The sequence below is a fragment of the Streptomyces sp. NPDC048424 genome, from assembly GCF_040651555.1.
Classification (GTDB): domain Bacteria; phylum Actinomycetota; class Actinomycetes; order Streptomycetales; family Streptomycetaceae; genus Streptomyces.
Map to the genome: position 1 here is coordinate 36,949 of NZ_JBEZKE010000015.1, position 16,832 is coordinate 53,780.

The following is a 16,832-nucleotide window of genomic DNA, read 5'->3' on the forward strand; positions in this document are numbered from 1 at the left end:
GCCTGAAGGTCGCCGACGGTGGTACGACATAATGCTTGTGAATGTGAACGCGTTCACAAGCGTGTCCCGTTTTTTCCCGGATTGAGTGGGACACAACAGGCAGACTGCCGCGTGACCACGGCGACGCGAAGGAGACGAGGACGTGGACCTAGCTTTGGCGCCGGAGACTCTGGCGCGATGGCAGTTCGGCATCACCACCGTCTATCACTTCCTCTTCGTGCCCCTGACGATCTCGCTGGCCGCGCTCACGGCCGGCCTGCAGACCGCATGGGTGCGCACCGAGAAGGAGAAGTACCTCAGGGCCACGAAGTTCTGGGGCAAGCTTTTCTTGATCAATATCGCGATGGGTGTCGTCACCGGCATCGTCCAGGAGTTCCAGTTCGGCATGAACTGGTCCGACTACTCGCGATTCGTCGGCGACATCTTCGGGGCTCCCCTCGCCTTCGAGGCGCTGATCGCCTTCTTCTTCGAGTCGACCTTCATCGGCCTGTGGATCTTCGGCTGGGACAAGCTGCCGAAGAAGATCCACCTCGCCTGCATCTGGATGGTGTCCATCGGCACCGTCCTGTCCGCCTATTTCATCCTGGCGGCCAATTCCTGGATGCAGCACCCGGTCGGGTACCGGATCAACGAGGAGCGGGGCCGCGCCGAGCTCACCGACTTCTGGCTCGTCCTGACCCAGAACACCGCGCTCACCCAGTTCTTCCACACCATCACGGCCGCCTTCCTGGTCGGCGGCGCGTTCATGGCGGGAATCTCCGCCTACCACCTGGCGCGCAAGAAGCACGTCCCCGTGATGCGGAGCTCGCTGCGACTCGGCCTGATCGTCATGATCATTGCCGGCATGGGCACGGCGATCAGCGGTGACCTGCTCGGCAAGGTGATGTACAAGCAGCAGCCCATGAAGATGGCCGCCGCGGAAGCGCTGTGGGACGGCGAGGCGCCCGCGCCCTTCTCCGTATTCGCCTACGGCGACGTCGACAAGGGCCACAACAAGGTGGCCATAGAGATTCCCGGCCTGCTCTCGTTCCTGGCCAACGACGACTTCACCTCCTTCGTCCCCGGCATCAACGACGTGAACAAGGCCGAGCAGGAGAAGTACGGCCCCGGCGACTACCGGCCCAACATCCCGGTCGCCTACTGGGGCTTCCGCTGGATGATCGGCTTCGGCATGGCCTCGCTCGGCATCGGCGTGCTGGGCCTGTGGCTGACCCGCAAGAAGTTCATGCTGCCGCCGGGTCTGCGGACCGGGGAGGACGAGGTCCCGAACCTGGTCCTCTTCAAGAAGGCGCTGAGCCCGAAGTTCGCCAACCTGTACTGGATCGTCGCGCTCTGGACGATGGGCTTCCCGCTGATCGCCAACTCGTGGGGCTGGATCTTCACCGAGATGGGGCGCCAGCCCTGGGTGGTCTACGGAGTCCTGCGCACCCGGGACGCGGTCTCGCCGAACGTCTCCCAGGCCGAGGTGCTCACCTCGATGATCGGCTTCACCCTCCTCTACGCGGTGCTCGCCGTCATCGAGGTCAGGCTCCTCGTCAAGTACGTCAAGGCCGGACCGCCCGAGCTCACCGAGGCCGATCTCAACCCGCCCACCAAGATCGGCGGGGACGACAAGAACCCCGACCGGCCGATGGCCTTCTCGTACTGAGGCTGAGGAGACCGCACCATGCAACTCCACGACGTCTGGTTCGTACTCATCGCCGTCCTGTGGACCGGCTACTTCTTCCTGGAGGGCTTCGACTTCGGAGTCGGCGTACTGACCAAGCTGCTCGCCCGCGACCGTACGGAGAAGCGGGTCCTGATCAACACCATCGGGCCCGTATGGGACGGCAACGAGGTCTGGCTGCTCACGGCGGGCGGTGCGACCTTCGCCGCCTTCCCCGAGTGGTACGCCACCCTCTTCTCCGGCTTCTACCTGCCGCTGCTGCTCATCCTGGTCTGCCTCATCATCCGCGGCGTCGCCTTCGAGTACCGGCACAAGCGCCCCGAGGACCGGTGGCAGAGCAACTGGGAACACGCGATCTTCTGGACCTCGCTGATCCCCGCCTTCCTGTGGGGCGTGGCCTTCGCCAACATCGTCCGGGGTGTGAAGATCGACGAGGACATGGAGTACGTCGGCAGCCTCTTCGACCTGCTCAACGTCTACTCGATCCTGGGCGGACTGGTCACCCTCACCCTCTTCACCTTCCACGGCGCGGTCTTCACCTCGCTCAAGACGGTCGGTGACATCCGGGACCGTTCGCGGAAGCTCGCGACCGGGCTGGGCGTCGTCACCGCCGTGCTGGCCCTGGTCTTCCTGACCTGGACCCAGCTCTCCCGCGGCGACGGCAAGAGCCTGATCGCGATGGCCGTCGCCGTGCTGGCACTGCTCGGGGCGCTCGGCACCAACCTGAAGGGACGCGAGGGCTGGTCCTTCGCACTGTCCGGGGTCACCATCGCGGCGGCCGTCGCGATGCTCTTCCTGACGCTCTTCCCGAACGTCATGCCGTCCTCGCTGAACGACGCCTGGAACCTCACGGTCACCAACGCCTCGTCCAGCCCGTACACCTTGAAGATCATGACCTGGTGCGCGGCCGTGGCCACCCCGCTCGTCCTCCTCTACCAGGGCTGGACGTACTGGGTGTTCCGCAAGCGGATCGGTACGCAGCACATCGTCGACGTGCACTGAGTTCCCGCGACACCCCGCCCGTCCGACCCTCCCCTGGGGGATGTTTCACGTGAAACCGATCGACCCGCGCCTGCTTCGGTACGCCCGCTCCACCCGCCTCTTCCTGGGCGCGGTCGTGGCCCTCGGGCTCGTCGGGGCGGGGCTGGTCGTCGGTCAGGCGATGCTGATCGCCGAGATCGTGGTCGGAGCCTTCGAGAAGGGCCTGGGCGGCGAAGCGCTCCGGACGCCGCTGCTGCTGCTCGCGGCAGTGGCGCTCGGGCGCGGCCTGATCGCCTGGCTGACGGAACTGGCCGCGCACCGCGCCAGCGCGGCGGTCAAATCGGAACTGCGGGGCCGGCTGCTGGACCGGGCCGCGGACCTCGGCCCCGGCGGACTCACCGGGCAGAAGACCGGGTCGCTGGTGTCACTGGCCACCCGGGGTGTGGACGCGCTCGACGACTACTTCTCCCGCTACCTGCCCCAGCTGGGACTCGCGGTGGTCGTGCCGGTGGCGGTCCTCGCCCGCATCGTCACCGAGGACTGGGTGTCGGCGGCCATCATCGTGGTCACGCTGCCCCTGATCCCCGTGTTCATGGTGCTCATCGGCATGGCCACCCAGTCCCGGATGGACCGCCAGTGGCGGCTGCTGTCCCGGCTGTCGGGGCACTTCCTCGACGTGGTGGCCGGCCTTCCCACGCTGAAGGTCTTCGGCCGGGCCAAGGCGCAGGCCGAGTCGATCCGCAAGATCACCGACGACTACCGGCGCGCGACGATGCGGACCCTGCGCATCGCCTTCCTCTCCTCCTTCGCGCTGGAACTGCTGGCGACCCTGTCGGTGGCCCTGGTCGCCGTGACCATCGGCATGCGACTGGTCCACGGTGAACTGGACCTCTACACCGGCCTGGTCATCCTGATCCTGGCGCCCGAGGCGTACCTGCCGCTGCGGCAGGTGGGGGCGCAGTACCACGCGGCCGCGGAAGGACTCGCGGCCGCGGAGGAGATCTTCGAGATCCTGGAGACCCCCGCCACCGGTCCGGCCGGGACGGCCGAGCTGCCCGCCGGCGCCCCCCTGCGGATCGAGATCGACGGGGTCGCCGTCCGCTACGAGGGCCGGGGCGAGGACTCCCCCGGGCCGGTCTCGCTGACCGTCGCGCCGGGGGAGTGCGTGGCCCTCACCGGCCCGAGCGGCGCGGGCAAGTCCACACTGCTCCAGGTGCTCCTGGGGTTCGTGACCCCGACTGCGGGGCGGGTACGGATCGCCGGCGTGGACCTGGCCGAGCTGTCGCCGGCGCACTGGCGCGAGCAGGTCGCGTGGGTGCCTCAGCGGCCGCACCTGTTCGCCGGGACGATCGCCGAGAACGTCCGGCTGGCCCGCGCGGGGGCCGGCGACAGCGAGGTGGCCGAGGCCCTGAAGAACGCCGGGGCCTGGGAGTTCGTGACCGCGCTGCCGCGCGGGGCGCAGACCCTGCTGGGCGAGGGCGGCGTGGGACTGTCCGCCGGGCAGCGGCAGCGGCTGGCCCTGGCGCGCGCCTTCCTGGCGGACCGGCCCGTGCTGCTCCTGGACGAGCCGACGGCGGCCCTGGACGGCGAGACCGAGGCGGGGATCGTGGACGCGGTCCGGCGGCTGTCCGCAGGGCGGACCGTACTGCTGGTCGTGCACCGGCCGGCGCTGCTCGCCGTCGCGGACCGGGTGGTCCCGATGGCGGCGGGCGGGCTGGCTGAACTCCTCGCCGACGGGCGCCACCTCGAGGGGTCCCTTGCCGAGGGGCCTCGCCTCGATGGCGCCCTTCCCGAAGGTGCTCTTCCCGAGGGTGCTCTTCCTGCGGGGCCGGACCTTGAGGGGCCGCTCCCCCACCCGGGCGCTTCCCGTGACGGGGCCTTGCCGTCCCCCGGCGACCGCGGCCCGGACGCCGGGGAGTGGATCCTCGGCTCCGCGCCCGAGCGGGTGCGGGCCGGCGGCGGGACCGACGCGCGCGGGGCCGATCCGCTGCGCCGGGTGCGCGCGGTGGCCAAGGCCTGGCAGGGACGGTTCAGGCTCGGGCTGCTGCTGGGGGCGCTGGCCGTCGGATGCAGCGTCGGCCTGATGGCCGTGTCCGGCTGGCTGATCTCACGGGCCTCCGAACAGCCGCCCGTGCTCTATCTGATGGTGGCCGTCACGGCCACCCGGGCCTTCGGGATGGGCCGTGCCGTCTTCCGGTACGCGGAGCGGCTCGTCTCCCACGACGCGGTGCTGCGGATGCTCGCCGATCTGCGGGTGTCCGTCTACCGGCGGCTGGAGCGCATCGCACCCGCCGGGCTGCGCGAGCACCGGCGGGGGGACCTGCTGGCCCGACTGGTGGCCGACGCCGACGCCCTCCAGGACTACTGGCTGCGCTGGCTGCTGCCCGTCGGCACCGCGGTGCTCGTCGGAACCGGCTCGGTCGCCTTCACCACCTGGCTGCTTCCCGAGGCCGGAGCTGTGCTCGCCACCGGGCTGCTCGCCGCCGGTATCGGGGTGCCGCTGGTCAGTGGAGCCTGCGCCCGCCGGGCGGAGCGCAGGCTCGCGCCCGCCCGGGGCGAGCTCGCCACCCGGGTGGCCGATCTCCTCACCGGCACCGCGGAGCTGACCGTGGCCGGTGCCCTGGAGGACCGCGAGGGCCGGGCGCGCGAGAGCGACGGCCTGCTGACCCGCATCGCCGCGCGGGGCGCCGCCGCGAGCGGGCTGGGCGGCGGGCTGTCCGCCCTCGTGTGCGGGCTCACCGTCGTGGCCGCCGCGGCCGTCGCCGCGAACGCCGTCCACGACGGACGGCTGACCGGGGTGGCCATGGCCGTCGCGGTCCTCACGCCCCTCGCCGCCTTCGAGGCGGTGAACGGACTTCCGCTCGCCGTCCAGTACCGCCAGCGGGTGCGCCGCAGCGCCGAGCGGGTCTACGAGGTCATCGACGCGCCGGTCCCGGTCGCCGAGCCGGAGCAGCCCGCCGCGGCGCCGGCCTCGCCCTTCCCGCTGCGGCTGACGGGGCTCGCCGCCCGCCACCCCGGCCAGGACCGCGACGCGCTGCACGGGCTGGACCTGACCCTGGAGGCCGGCCGCCGCATCGCCGTCGTCGGCCCCTCGGGCTCCGGCAAGACCACGCTGGCCCAGGTCATGCTCCGCTTCCTGGATCCGCGCGAGGGCGCCTACACCCTGGGCGGGACCGACGCGCGCACCCTCGACGGCGACGACGTCCGCGCGCTCGTGGGCCTGTGCGCCCAGGACGCGCACATCTTCGACAGCTCGGTGCGGGAGAACCTGCGCCTGGCCCGGACCGGGGCGAGCGAGGAGCAACTGCGGGACGCGCTGGCCGCGGCCCGGCTGCTGGAGTGGGCCGACGGACTTCCGGACGGCCTGGACACCCTGGTCGGCGAGCACGGCGAGCGGATCTCGGGCGGTCAGCGCCAGCGCCTGGCCCTGGCCCGGGCGCTGCTCGCCGACTTCGCCGTACTGGTCCTGGACGAGCCGGCCGAGCACCTGGACCTGGCCACGGCGGACGCCCTGACGGCGGACCTGCTGGCCGCGACCGAGGGCCGGACCACCGTGCTGATCACGCACCGACTGGCCGGCCTGGCGGCGGTCGACGAGGTGCTCGTGCTGGACCACGGCGAGGTCGTGCAGCGGGGCGCGTACGCGGAGCTGGCCGTGGCCGAGGGACCGCTGCGCAGGCTGCTGGAACGGGAAAGGGCTACGGACGGGACTTTGGCCAACTTTCCCCGCTAATGGGGACTAACTAGTCTCAAGAGCATGTCAGCGCAGCAGTCGCAACAGTCGCCGGATTCCCCGGATCCGCTGCCGGATCCCTCCCCGGTCACACCGGTCGTGCCCGTGACGTCGGACCCGCTGGTGACCGCCACCGAGGCCACCAGGAGCCTGCAGGGCCTGTCCACCGAGCTCACGGCCCGGGTACCGCAACTGCTGGAGGCGATGCGGTCGGTCGGGACCGGCCTCGAGCTGCACTCCACGCTGGACCGCATCTGCGAGACCGCGGCCGAGCTCGCGGGCGCCCGCTACGCGGCGATCGGCGTCGTCGACACGGAGGGCCGCGGGCTTTCGGACTTCGTCACCCACGGGATCGACCCGGAGCTGGCCCGGAAGATCGGACACCGTCCGGACGGGAAGCGGGGCCTGCTCGGAGCGCTGATCTCACATTCCGACACCGTGCTGCTCGCCGACCTGACGAAGGATCCGCGCTCCGCGGGGTTCCCGGCGCACCACCCGCCCATGAAGACCTTCCTCGGTGTCCCGATCCGGGTGCAGGGCGAGATCTTCGGCAATCTGTACCTCGCCGAGAAGAACGGCGGCGGGGAGTTCAACGACTACGACGTCCACATGGTCCGGGTCCTGGCCACCGAGGCCGGCATCGCCATCGGCAACGCCCGGCTGTACGAGGCCGCCACCCAGCGCGAGCGCTGGATCGACGGCTCGGTGGCCGTCACCACCGCCCTCCTGTCCGGCGGGGACGCGGACGACGCCCTCGCGGTGGTGGCGGAACAGGCCCGCCGGCTGGCCGACTCCTCCGCGGGAATCGTGCTGCTGCCGGCCGAGGAGGGCGGGATGGAGATCGTCGCCGTCTCGGCCGAGAACCCGGCCACCTCGCTCGGCGTGGTGATCCCGGCCGAGAGCCCGGTGGTGGACAGCCTGTTGCACGGCGAGCCGGTCTTCGTGGACGACGCCTCGTCCGACCCCCGCACGATGAGCAAGCTGACCAGTCAGTACGGGCCCTGCATGATGCTGCCCCTGCACAGCGGCGGGCGGGTGCTGGGCGCGCTGGTCACTCCCCGGGGGCGTGGCGAGCGCCCGTTCAGCGAGGCCGAGCGGACCCTGGCCACTCAGTTCGCCTCGCAGGCGGCGCTCGCCCTGATGATGGCCGAGGCGCAGCGCGACCGGGAGCGGCTGGCCGTGTTCGAGGACCGGGACCGGATCGCCCGCGACCTGCACGACCTGGTCATTCAGCGGCTTTTCGCCACCGGCCTGATGCTGGAGGGCGCCCAGCGCCGGTCCATCGTTCCCGAGGTCCGCGACGGCGTGGGCAAGGCCGTGGACGAACTGGACGTGACGATCCAGGAGATCCGCACGGCCATCTTCGCCCTCCAGCAGGGTCCGGCGGAGGCCCCGTCCGGGTTGCGCACCCGGGTGCTGCGCGAGATCAACATGGCCGCCGTACCCCTGGGCTTCAAGCCCGCGCACCGCTTCCTCGGCCCGATCGACACCGTCGTCGACGAGCTGGTCGGCAAGAACCTGATCGCCGCGCTGCGCGAGGCGCTGTCCAATGCCTTTCGCCATGCCGACGCGTCCCGGATCGAGGTGGTCCTCGACTCCACGATCACGCTCGCCGACGGCCGGCCGGGTGTCCGGCTGGAGGTCGCCGACGACGGGGTGGGCATCCCCGAAGGGGGCCGGCGCAGCGGGCTGCGCAATCTGCGCCGACGGGCCGAGTCGCTGGGCGGCGCGAGCTCGTACGGCCCGGGCATCGGCGAGGAAGGCGGCGGGACCACCCTGGTCTGGGAAGCCCCGCTCTGAGGTGCCCGCCGCTGCGGCCCGATCGCTCGGAGCCGCTGCTCAGGCCTGCCGCCGCCCTGCGATGGGCCCGCTGCTCAGGCTTGCTGCCGCCGTGCGACGAGTTCGGCCAGGATCTGCTCGATGACGAGGGCGACCCCGTCCTCGTTGTTGGCGACGGTACGGCCGGACGCGGCCGCGATCACATCCGGGTGGGCGTTGCCCATGGCGTACGAGGTGCCGGCCCAGCTGAGCATCTCCACGTCGTTCGGCATGTCCCCGAACGCGACGACCTCGGCGGGGGAAATGCCCCGCTCGGCGCAGCACAGCGCCAGCGTGCTGGCCTTGGAGACGCCGTGCCCGCTGATCTCCAGCAGGGAGGTGGGGCTGGAGCGGGTGATCGACGCGTATGCGTCGGCGGCGGAGCGGGCCAGCGCCAGGAACTCGTCCGGGGTGATCTCGGAGTGGTGCGCCAGAAGCTTGAGCACGGGTGCTCCGCCCCCGTCCGTGGCCTCCCACAGCAGCTCCTCGGCCGTGGCGATCCTGGCGGCCGGGTCCTTGAAGAACGGCGGGTACGCCGGCTCGTAGTTGATGCCGGTGGTCAGCTCGACCGCGAAGGACGTACCGGGTGCGGCGATCCGCAGGGCATCGACGACGGCGAGTGCCGCCGCCCGCGGGAGGGACCTGACCTGGACGAACTCCCGTCCGGCGTGCAGGTCGACGACCGCCGCGCCATTGGCGCAGATCGCGAGGCCGTGCCCGTGGACGTGGTCGCTGACCACGTCCATCCAGCGGGCCGGGCGTCCGGTGACGAAGAAGACCTCGATCCCGGCCTCCTCGGCGGCGGCGAGCGCGGCGACGGTACGCGGCGAGACGGATTTGTCGTCGCGCAGCAGGGTGCCGTCGAGGTCGGTGGCGATGAGCCGGGGCGTGGGGGTAGGCCCGTCCGGGCGCTGGGGAGCCGAGGTCACGCTCCATCTTCGCCCATGGTCGGGTACGGCCGGACCATGATCGATTCCGGCTGCCGCGCCGGATGATGTTTCACACGAGGCGATGTTTCACGTGAAACATCGCCTCGCCGTAGGCTCGACGCATGAGTCTGCGTCTGAGCACGGTGATCCTTCCGGTACGTCGATGGCACGAGGGAGGCCGCGATCAGTGGCTCCGGGCTGAGCAGCTCGGATTCCACACCGCCTACACCTATGACCACCTGTCCTGGCGGACCTTCCGCGACGGCCCGTGGTTCGGTGCGCTGCCCACCCTGACCGCGGCGGCCACCGCCACCGAGCGACTGCGCCTGGGCACGCTGGTCACCTCGCCGAACTTCCGCCACCCGGTGACCCTCGCCAAGGAACTCATGTCCCTGGACGACATCTCCGGCGGGCGCGTCACCCTCGGCATCGGAGCCGGCGGCAACGGCTTCGACGCGACCGCGCTGGGCCAGGAGGCCTGGTCCCCGCGGGAGCGCGCCGACCGCTTCGCCGAGTTCGTGCCGCTGCTGGACCGGTTGCTGACCGAGGGCTCGGTGAGCCACGAGGGCACCTTCTACTGCGCCGAGGAGGCCCGCAACCTTCCCGGCTGCGTGCAGGGGCCGCGGCTGCCGTTCGCGGTCGCCGCGACCGGACCGCGCGGTCTGCGTCTTGCCGCCCGCCACGGCCAGGCCTGGGTGACCACGGGTGACCCGAAGCTCTTCGAGGAGGGCACGCCCGAGCAGTCGCGGGAGGCCCTGCGTGGTCAGCTCGAACGGCTCGACAAGGCCTTCGTGGAGATCGGGCGGGAATCCGAGCCCATGGAGAAGATCCTGCTCACCGGCTTCACGCCGGAGGCCAACACCGTGCTGGAGTCCGTGGACGCGTTCGTCGACTTCGCCGGCCGCCACCGCGAGCTCGGCTTCACCGAGCTGGTGATCCACGCGCCGATCCCGGACTCCGACTTCGCCGCCGACGAGGCCGTCTTCGAGAAGATCGCCACCGAGGCTCTGGCCCAGCTCGACAGCTGATCCACCGGTCGTCGCCGCTCCGGACCGGAGCGGCGACGACCGACGCTCTACGCCCCGCTCAACTGCTCGAGGAGACGCTCCGCCGACGGCAGGAACCAGTCGGGCAGCTCGTCCTCGGGCCGTGCCCGGAGCTCGTCGATCAGCGCGGAGACACGCGCTGCTCCCGCCTGCGCGTCGCCCCGCTCCTGCTCCGTCCAGGCCGCGTTGTTCAGGCACTGGAACCGGTCCCGCAGATGATCGGGACCGAGCTCGGCGTAGGCCCGGGCGGCCCGGTCCCACAGCTCGATCTCCTCCAGGCGCAGCGCGTCGGCCTCCGCACGGCTCAGCCGGGCGGCCGGGACCGGGCTCGCGGAGTGGCCCGCATCGGCCGGGGCCCCGTCTTCGGGTGCCTCGTCCTCCGGGGTCTCCTCGTTCGTGCTGACGTGCCGGTCGAGCACCTGGGCCAGCTGGTGCCAGGTCTGCGCGAGTTCGGAGCGCAGCTCGGGATCACCGGGATCCGCGGCCAGGGCCGCCTCCAGCACCTCGGCGGCCTCGGCCATGCGGCCGCGGGCCTGCTCCACCGCCGGGGCGTCGACCTCCTCGCGCAGCCCCAGCCAGGCCAGGGAGCGCAGCACCCGTACCTCGGCCACCGGGGCCTCGCCCGTCAGCCGGTGCAGCTCCAGGGCGCGCTCGTAGGCGGCGACCGCCTCCGCGGGCAGCCCCGCGTCGGACAGGGTGTCGGCGGCCGACTGCGCGAGGCCCGCCTGCGGGCGCGGATCCTCCCAGCCCTTGGTCAGCTCCGCCGCCAGCAGGTACTGCTCCGCCGCAGGCCGGGGCTCGTTCAGTCGGCGCAGCAGGTCGCCCAGGAACTCCCGTACGGACACCGCCTGCTGTTCACCGTGCTCCAGCAGATCCGGCAGGGCCGACTGCAGGACCTCGGCGGCCTCGGCGGCCCGGTCCTCGCGCGCGTACGCCCGGGCCAGCAGCAGCCGGGCCTGTGCCCCGCCGTCCGCGGTGAGACCGGCCTGGTCGAACCAGTGGGCTCCGGCCAGTGCGAGCGCTGCGGGCTCCTGCGCCGGGCCGCCCCGCCGCAGCAGGATGTCCGCGAGGGTCAGCCGTACGACGCCCTGCGCCTCGGCGTCGGTCAGCTCGGCCGCGTGCTCCAGCCCGGAGCGCGCCGCCTCCTCAGCCTCTTCGGGCCGGTCCAGGGACATCAGCACCCCGGCCCGCAGCACCAGCGGGTCCACGGCTTGCCACGGCCGGCCGGCGGCGACCGCCCGCGCGGCGGAGGCCGCCAGCAGCGGCAGGGCCCGCTCGGGGTCGCCCTGCGCGAGGGCCACCCGGCCCAGCATCTCCTCGGCGTCCGCGACCAGGTCCGCCGCGACGTCCCCATAGGCGGAGATGAAGCCGGTCAGCTCGGCGGCGAGCTCACCGTGACCGTGCTCCTCTTCCCCGTCGTGGTGATGGTCCTGGTGGTGATCGTCCGGGCCGGCCGCCTCGACGGAGCGCAGGTACGACTCCACGCGGATCGCCGACAGTTCCGCGAGCGCGATCCGCCGGGCCCGCAACGGTTCGGCGGCGTCCAGTGCCTCGGCGGACCGCAGGGCGACCCGCAGCAGCTCCCGGATCTCCGCGGGCGCGGCCCCCGACTGCGCGGCCACGCTGGCCAGCCGCAGCTCGGCGAGCGCGGCGCGCTCCGCCCGGCCGAGCGCCCGGTAGCCGTCGCGGACCGCGGCCAGGAGCTGCGGAGCCTCCTCGTCCCCGCGCCGTGCGGAGGCCAGGGCCCGCTGGTCCGCGAGGTCGGCAAGGACCAGCGGATCGGGCTCCGGCTGTGCCTCCACCCGTACGGCCACCTCGGCCCACAGGGCGTCCGCGCCCGGATGGCTCAGGTCACGGGCACCGCGGGCCCGCTCCACGAGTTCGGTGAACCCGGCGGGTACCGCGACCGGCGCGGGCACGGCGGGCACGGCGGAGGCGGCGCCAACAGCGGCGCGCGCCGTGTCGGTCCGGGGCAGCTCCGCACTGCGCACCCCCAGCGGCAGGGCGCCCACCAGCGGCTCCCGGCCCACCCGCGCGAGGAAGCGGTCCGAGACCCGGGTCGTGCCGTTGCGCGCGTCGAACTGCCGGGCGATGTCCAGGCAGCCGGCGTGGAGCACCCCGTACAGCTCGGAGACCGTACGGGGGGACCCCTCGTACGGCACGGCCGGGCTCCGGCCGTGTCCCAGCTCTTCCAGACGGCGCAGCAGCACGAGGATGCCGCCGTGGAAGGCCAGCCGGTCGTCGAGATTGGCGAGCGGGGCCACATGGGCGGCGTGCTCGGCCAGGATCTCCAGTCCGCGCGACTCGTTGCCGGTGAGCGCACAGAACTCGATGTGCCTGCCGACCGACGGCAGCAGGCTCTCGTTGCCACGGGCCATGCGGTAGCCGCGCACGTGGTTCGAGCGCGCCTCGTCGGCCCGGCCGAGCCGCAGCAGCGGCAGCAGCGAGGTGGCCAGGACCCGGTGCGGCTCCTCGGCGCAGACCAGATCGCCCGTGAGCACCGGCTTCCACAGCTCCAGCGCCTCGGCGTCCTTGCCCTGCACGACGGCGTACTGGCCCTGGCCGTTGAGCTCGCAGGCCTGGCAGTCGCTCATGTCGTCGCGCTCCGCGGCGAGCCAGCGCCGGAAGGCCCGCTCGGCCCGCTCGTCGTCGCCGATCGCATGGGCGAGCCACAGCTCGGCCTCGCGCACGGGCCGTTCGCTGTAGCCCGCGATCTTGTAGCGGCGCTCCATCTCGTCCAGCCAGCCGACGGCTGACTCCAGCGGGATCCCCGGGGAGTCCGAGATGGCCGAGGCCACCCACTTGAACTGCCAGAACAGCGAGTGCGCGTCCCATTCGCCGAAGGCGCCCGGGTCCTTGTCGTACTCCTGGAGCAGCCGCGCGAAGGGCACCAGCATCTTCGACGACTCGGAGCTGTAGAGATAGGCGTTGATCAGGTTGTCCAGGGCCTCGCGGAACAGCGGGCGGTCGCCGTTCGCCTCGGCCGCACCGGCCAGGGCCTCGGCGTGCGCGTTGCGCGCCGCGCCGTTCGGCGCTTCGCGGTTCTCCGCCAGCCCCCGCACGATCTCCTCGCGCGTCAGCGTCGTCACTTCTGGTCCTCCTGGGCATCGCGGGCATCGGTGGAGTGCGTCGCCCATTCCAGGAGTCCGAGGAAGGCCCGGTTGAGCAGGGTGGAGTCGGCGGGGCGCAGCGGCCGCTGCGACATCAGCAGGGCCTGCCCGTACAGCGATTCGACGGCGGTGCCGGTCAGTGCCTCGTCGGGAAGGGCGGCGATCCGCCGGATCAGCGGATTGTTGTGGTTGAGGACCAGTCGGGCGCGCGGCGCGGAGCCCCGCAGCGCGCCGAGGATGCCGCTCCACAGGGAGTCGGCGCTCTCCAGCGCGGCGGTGCGGTCGCGCTCCTGGCGGGCCTGGCGGTCGTCGAGGTAGAGCGCGGGGACGGCGACGGGCTGGAAGGCGCGCAGCACCACGTCGCAGCCCTGGGGTTCCAGGCGGGTGCGTGCGGTGGCCAGGAAGCCGGCGAGCTCCAGTTCGGCCGCGGTCGGTACCGGGTCCAGCCGTTCGGTGACGGCTCCGGCGTCCAGCTCGGTGATCTTGAGGTCGGGGCGTACGGCGGGCAGCAGGGCCAGCAGGTCCGCGTCGTACGTGTAGCCGGCGTTGATGACGCCGAGCCCGTGGGCCGCCGCGATCGGTGCGATCTGGCGGAACTCCTCGACGGTGCGCGTGAAGTGGATGTCCGTGTGGGCGGCCGCGAACTCCTGCAGGCTCATCGAGCCGTCGCTGGTCTCGAACGGCAGCCACGGCAGCATCAGCCCGAGCAGTTCGGAGTCGTGCCGGGCCATGGACTTCACACCGAGGTGGTGGACGCGCAGGAACGCGGCCAGACGGTCCGGTTCGCTCGCGGCGAGCTCGGCGAGCCAGCCGCGGACGCGGGCGCCGAGTGCCTCCCGTACGGCGGCCAGGGTCTCGTCGTCGTAGAGGTTCTCCCGGGAGGCGGTGGGCCGCAGGGTGTCCGTGTCGAGGACGGCGCGGACGAAGAAGGCCCAGTCCGGCAGCAGGTTGTCGGCCCGGTCGGTCAGCAGCATGCCCTTGAGGTGGACGCGGTGTCCGGCCCGGTGGGCGGGGCTGGTCGGCTCGGGAAGGACGTACGCCACCCCGCGCACGCCGGCGACCGGCAGGTCGAGGTCGATGCTGTCGAGCGGGGTGAAGCCGAAGAGCTCCGCGCAGTGCCCGGCGAGCGCGACGCGGCGGGCGGCGGGGGTGGGGAAGGACCGGTCCCATACGGCGGGGCGGTCGGTGACGGGGCGCGGGCCGCCGCCCTCGCCGTCGTCGAAGGTGATGGCGTACGGCAGCAGGGAGCCGTAGTCGCGGGCCAGTTCCTCGACCGTCGCCGGGACGGTCCATTCCGCGGCGCCCGGGCGGGCTTCGAGGACGACGGTGGTACCGGGCTCCGGGCGCGCCTCGTGGGGCAGTTCGCGGACGGTGTACGAACCGTCGTCCGTGGCGAGCCATTCGACGGGCGCGGCATGGGGGTCGCGGGCGGAGCGGGTGACCACGCGGATCTGGCGGGCCACGACGAAGCACGCGAGCAGTCCGATGCCGAACTGGCCGAGGAATTCGCGGCGGGTGGCCTCCAGACCGTGCTCGGCGATGGAGCCGTCGCCGCCGCGCTTGGAGCTGCGGCCGATGGTGGCGAGCAGGGAATGGGCCTCGTCGGCGGTCAGGCCGATGCCGCTGTCCTCGATGGTCACGCGGCCGCCGGACGCCGACAGCCGGATGCGGACCTCGGCTTCCGGGTCGAGGGCGTGGCGGGCGGTGACCGCGTCCACGGCGTTCTGCAGGAGCTCGCGGACGTAGACGCGCGGGCTGGAGTAGAGGTGGTGGGAGAGGAGATCCACCAGGCCGCGCAGATCGACCTGGAAATTGTGGGGTGCGGACGTCATGGGGCGTCACCTCGCGTACGTGCAGGGATGGTTCGGTGATCGCGAGGTACCCCCCTCACGGATCCCGGAGTGGGACACACATTAGGGGGATGGTCCGACAATCTCAGCGTGAATTCCCGCCCTTGGGAATGCCCCGGAACCGCCGCCGGCAGCGCTGCCGGTGCGCTCTCGGATGCGCTGTCGGAAGGGCTACTGGAAGCGCAGGAACTGCGGCGGCACCGCGTCGACCAGCCACACCCCGTTGGCGCTGATCCGGAAGACGTGCCCGGCCGCACGCATCGCGCCGGCGTCCACGGCGAGCACGACGGGCCGCCCGCGCCGCGCGCCGACGCGGGTCGCGGTCTCCCGGTCCGGGGACAGGTGCACGTGGTGGCGGGCCATCGGGCGCAGGCCCTCGGCGCGGATCGCGTCCAGGGCGGCGGCGACGGTGCCGTGGTAGAGGTACGCGGGCGGTTCGGCCTCCGGAAGGTCCAGGTCCACGGCGACGGTGTGCCCCTGGTTCGCCCGGATCCGGGTGCCGTCGACGGCGAACCGCTGCTTGTCGTTGGCGGCGACGACGTGGTCGAGCTCGGCGCGGCTGAAGTGGAATCCGTGGGCGGCGGCGGCCCCCAGTAGATCGTCGATCTCCACCCAGCCGTGGGGATCGAGCACCAGTCCGATCCGTTCCGGCTGGTGCCGCAGGTGTTTCGAGACGTACTTCGACACCTTCACGGTGCGTCTTTCATCCATGGGCCCCAGCGTGCCCGCTCGGGCGGTCTTCCGGCAGGGATTTTCGGGTGCGGCCCGGTGGTGGACACCCTCTATCGCCATTCCAAGATGCGGAATATATTTTCCGCTGCCACTTCTGATCAGGGGGAGAAACCATGACAGCCCATACCTCTCTGTCACGCCGCGCGGCTGCCGAGCTGATCGGGACCGCCGGACTGCTCGTGGTTGTGATCGGCTCCGGACTGCAGGCCGCCGAGCTCAGCCGGGACACCGGGGTCGCCCTCATCGCCAACTCGCTCGCCTCGGCCATCGGCCTCGGGCTGATCATCACCCTCTTCGGGCCGCTCTCCGGCGCCCACCTCAACCCGGTGGTCACCCTCACCTCCTGGTGGGCTCGGCGCACCGGCGGCGAGGGGCTCGGTGGCCGGGAGGCGTTCGTCTACACCGTGGCCCAGACCGCGGGAGCCATCGGCGGCGCCCTCCTCGCGGAGGCCATGTTCGGACGGACCCCGGGCACCTTCTCCACCCAGGTGCGCGACGGCGGGCACCTGCTCATCGGCGAGGTGGTCGCCACCGCCGGTCTCGTCCTCGTGATCCAGGGCCTCGGGCGGATCGGGCGTCCCCGGCTCATCCCGGCGGCGGTCGCGGCGTACATCGCCGCCGCGATCTGGTTCACCTCCTCCGGTTCCTTCGCCAACCCGGCCGGCACCATCGGGCGCAGCTTCAGCGATTCCTTCACCGGCATCGCCCCGGAGTCGCTGCCCGGATTCGTCGCCGCCCAGCTGATCGGCGGGATCCTCGGCCTGGCCCTGGCCGCCCTGCTGTACGGGAACGGGAACGGGAACGGGAGTGAAAGCGGGGGCGGGGCCTCGCGGACAGCGGTGCCGGCACCGGTCGAGACGGCCGTGCCGGCGTCCCTGCCCCAGACCGGGCCGGCGGACGGTGCGAGCCCCACGAAGGCGGCGTACGAGCCCGTCGGCTGAGACGTCGCCTCAGTTGCCCACAGGAA

The 16,832-nt window shown here is 72.2% G+C and carries 10 protein-coding genes; 6 read left to right on the forward strand and 4 right to left on the reverse strand.

Annotation, left to right across the window (positions count from 1 at the left end; translation table 11 throughout):
* Positions 1-142: 142 nt before the first annotated feature.
* The 4 genes from AB0D29_RS21910 to AB0D29_RS21925 are packed head-to-tail and all read left to right on the forward strand — an operon-like array spanning position 143 to position 8,180.
* On the forward strand, positions 143-1,648 hold the full coding sequence (locus AB0D29_RS21910; protein ID WP_362856404.1) for a cytochrome ubiquinol oxidase subunit I: 1,506 nt from the start codon (positions 143-145) through the stop codon (positions 1,646-1,648).
* 18 nt (positions 1,649-1,666) lie between these two features.
* Positions 1,667-2,668, forward strand: coding sequence for a cytochrome d ubiquinol oxidase subunit II (gene cydB, locus AB0D29_RS21915; protein WP_362856406.1), 1,002 nt, complete (start codon positions 1,667-1,669; stop codon positions 2,666-2,668).
* Between the two features lie 49 nt (positions 2,669-2,717).
* The gene (gene cydD / locus AB0D29_RS21920; protein WP_362856408.1) at positions 2,718-6,380 is read left to right on the forward strand and encodes a thiol reductant ABC exporter subunit CydD; all 3,663 of its coding nucleotides are present in this window, start codon (positions 2,718-2,720) and stop codon (positions 6,378-6,380) included.
* Positions 6,381-6,404: 24 nt separating this feature from the next.
* Entirely contained in the window at positions 6,405-8,180 is a 1,776-nt protein-coding gene (locus tag AB0D29_RS21925; RefSeq protein ID WP_362856410.1) for a GAF domain-containing protein, read from the forward strand.
* Positions 8,181-8,254: 74 nt separating this feature from the next.
* Here the strand turns inward: AB0D29_RS21925 and AB0D29_RS21930 are convergent, their stop codons facing one another.
* Positions 8,255-9,127: a Cof-type HAD-IIB family hydrolase gene (locus tag AB0D29_RS21930; RefSeq protein ID WP_362856412.1), complete on the reverse strand. Its 873-nt coding sequence runs from the start codon at positions 9,125-9,127 to the stop codon at positions 8,255-8,257.
* A 122-nt stretch (positions 9,128-9,249) separates the two neighbouring features.
* Here AB0D29_RS21930 and AB0D29_RS21935 point away from each other — a divergent pair, with 122 nt between their 5' ends.
* Positions 9,250-10,155, forward strand: coding sequence for an LLM class flavin-dependent oxidoreductase (locus AB0D29_RS21935; RefSeq protein WP_362856414.1), 906 nt, complete (start codon positions 9,250-9,252; stop codon positions 10,153-10,155).
* Between the two features lie 47 nt (positions 10,156-10,202).
* Here AB0D29_RS21935 and AB0D29_RS21940 read toward each other — a convergent pair whose 3' ends face one another.
* The 3 genes from AB0D29_RS21940 to AB0D29_RS21950 all read right to left on the reverse strand — a co-directional run bounded on the left by AB0D29_RS21940 (position 10,203) and on the right by AB0D29_RS21950 (position 15,844).
* Positions 10,203-13,262: a tetratricopeptide repeat protein gene (locus tag AB0D29_RS21940; protein WP_362856416.1), complete on the reverse strand. Its 3,060-nt coding sequence runs from the start codon at positions 13,260-13,262 to the stop codon at positions 10,203-10,205.
* On the reverse strand, positions 13,259-15,115 hold the full coding sequence (locus AB0D29_RS21945; RefSeq protein WP_362856418.1) for an HSP90 family protein: 1,857 nt from the start codon (positions 15,113-15,115) through the stop codon (positions 13,259-13,261). Before AB0D29_RS21945 ends, AB0D29_RS21940 begins: the two co-directional genes overlap by 4 nt.
* Positions 15,116-15,304: 189 nt before the next feature.
* Positions 15,305-15,844 carry an RNA 2'-phosphotransferase gene (locus AB0D29_RS21950; protein WP_362856420.1) on the reverse strand — a complete coding sequence of 180 codons (540 nt, stop codon included), beginning with the start codon at positions 15,842-15,844 and terminating at the stop codon, positions 15,305-15,307.
* Positions 15,845-15,978: 134 nt separating this feature from the next.
* Here AB0D29_RS21950 and AB0D29_RS21955 point away from each other — a divergent pair, with 134 nt between their 5' ends.
* Positions 15,979-16,806, forward strand: coding sequence for an aquaporin (locus AB0D29_RS21955; protein WP_362856422.1), 828 nt, complete (start codon positions 15,979-15,981; stop codon positions 16,804-16,806).
* Positions 16,807-16,832: the final 26 nt, after the last annotated feature.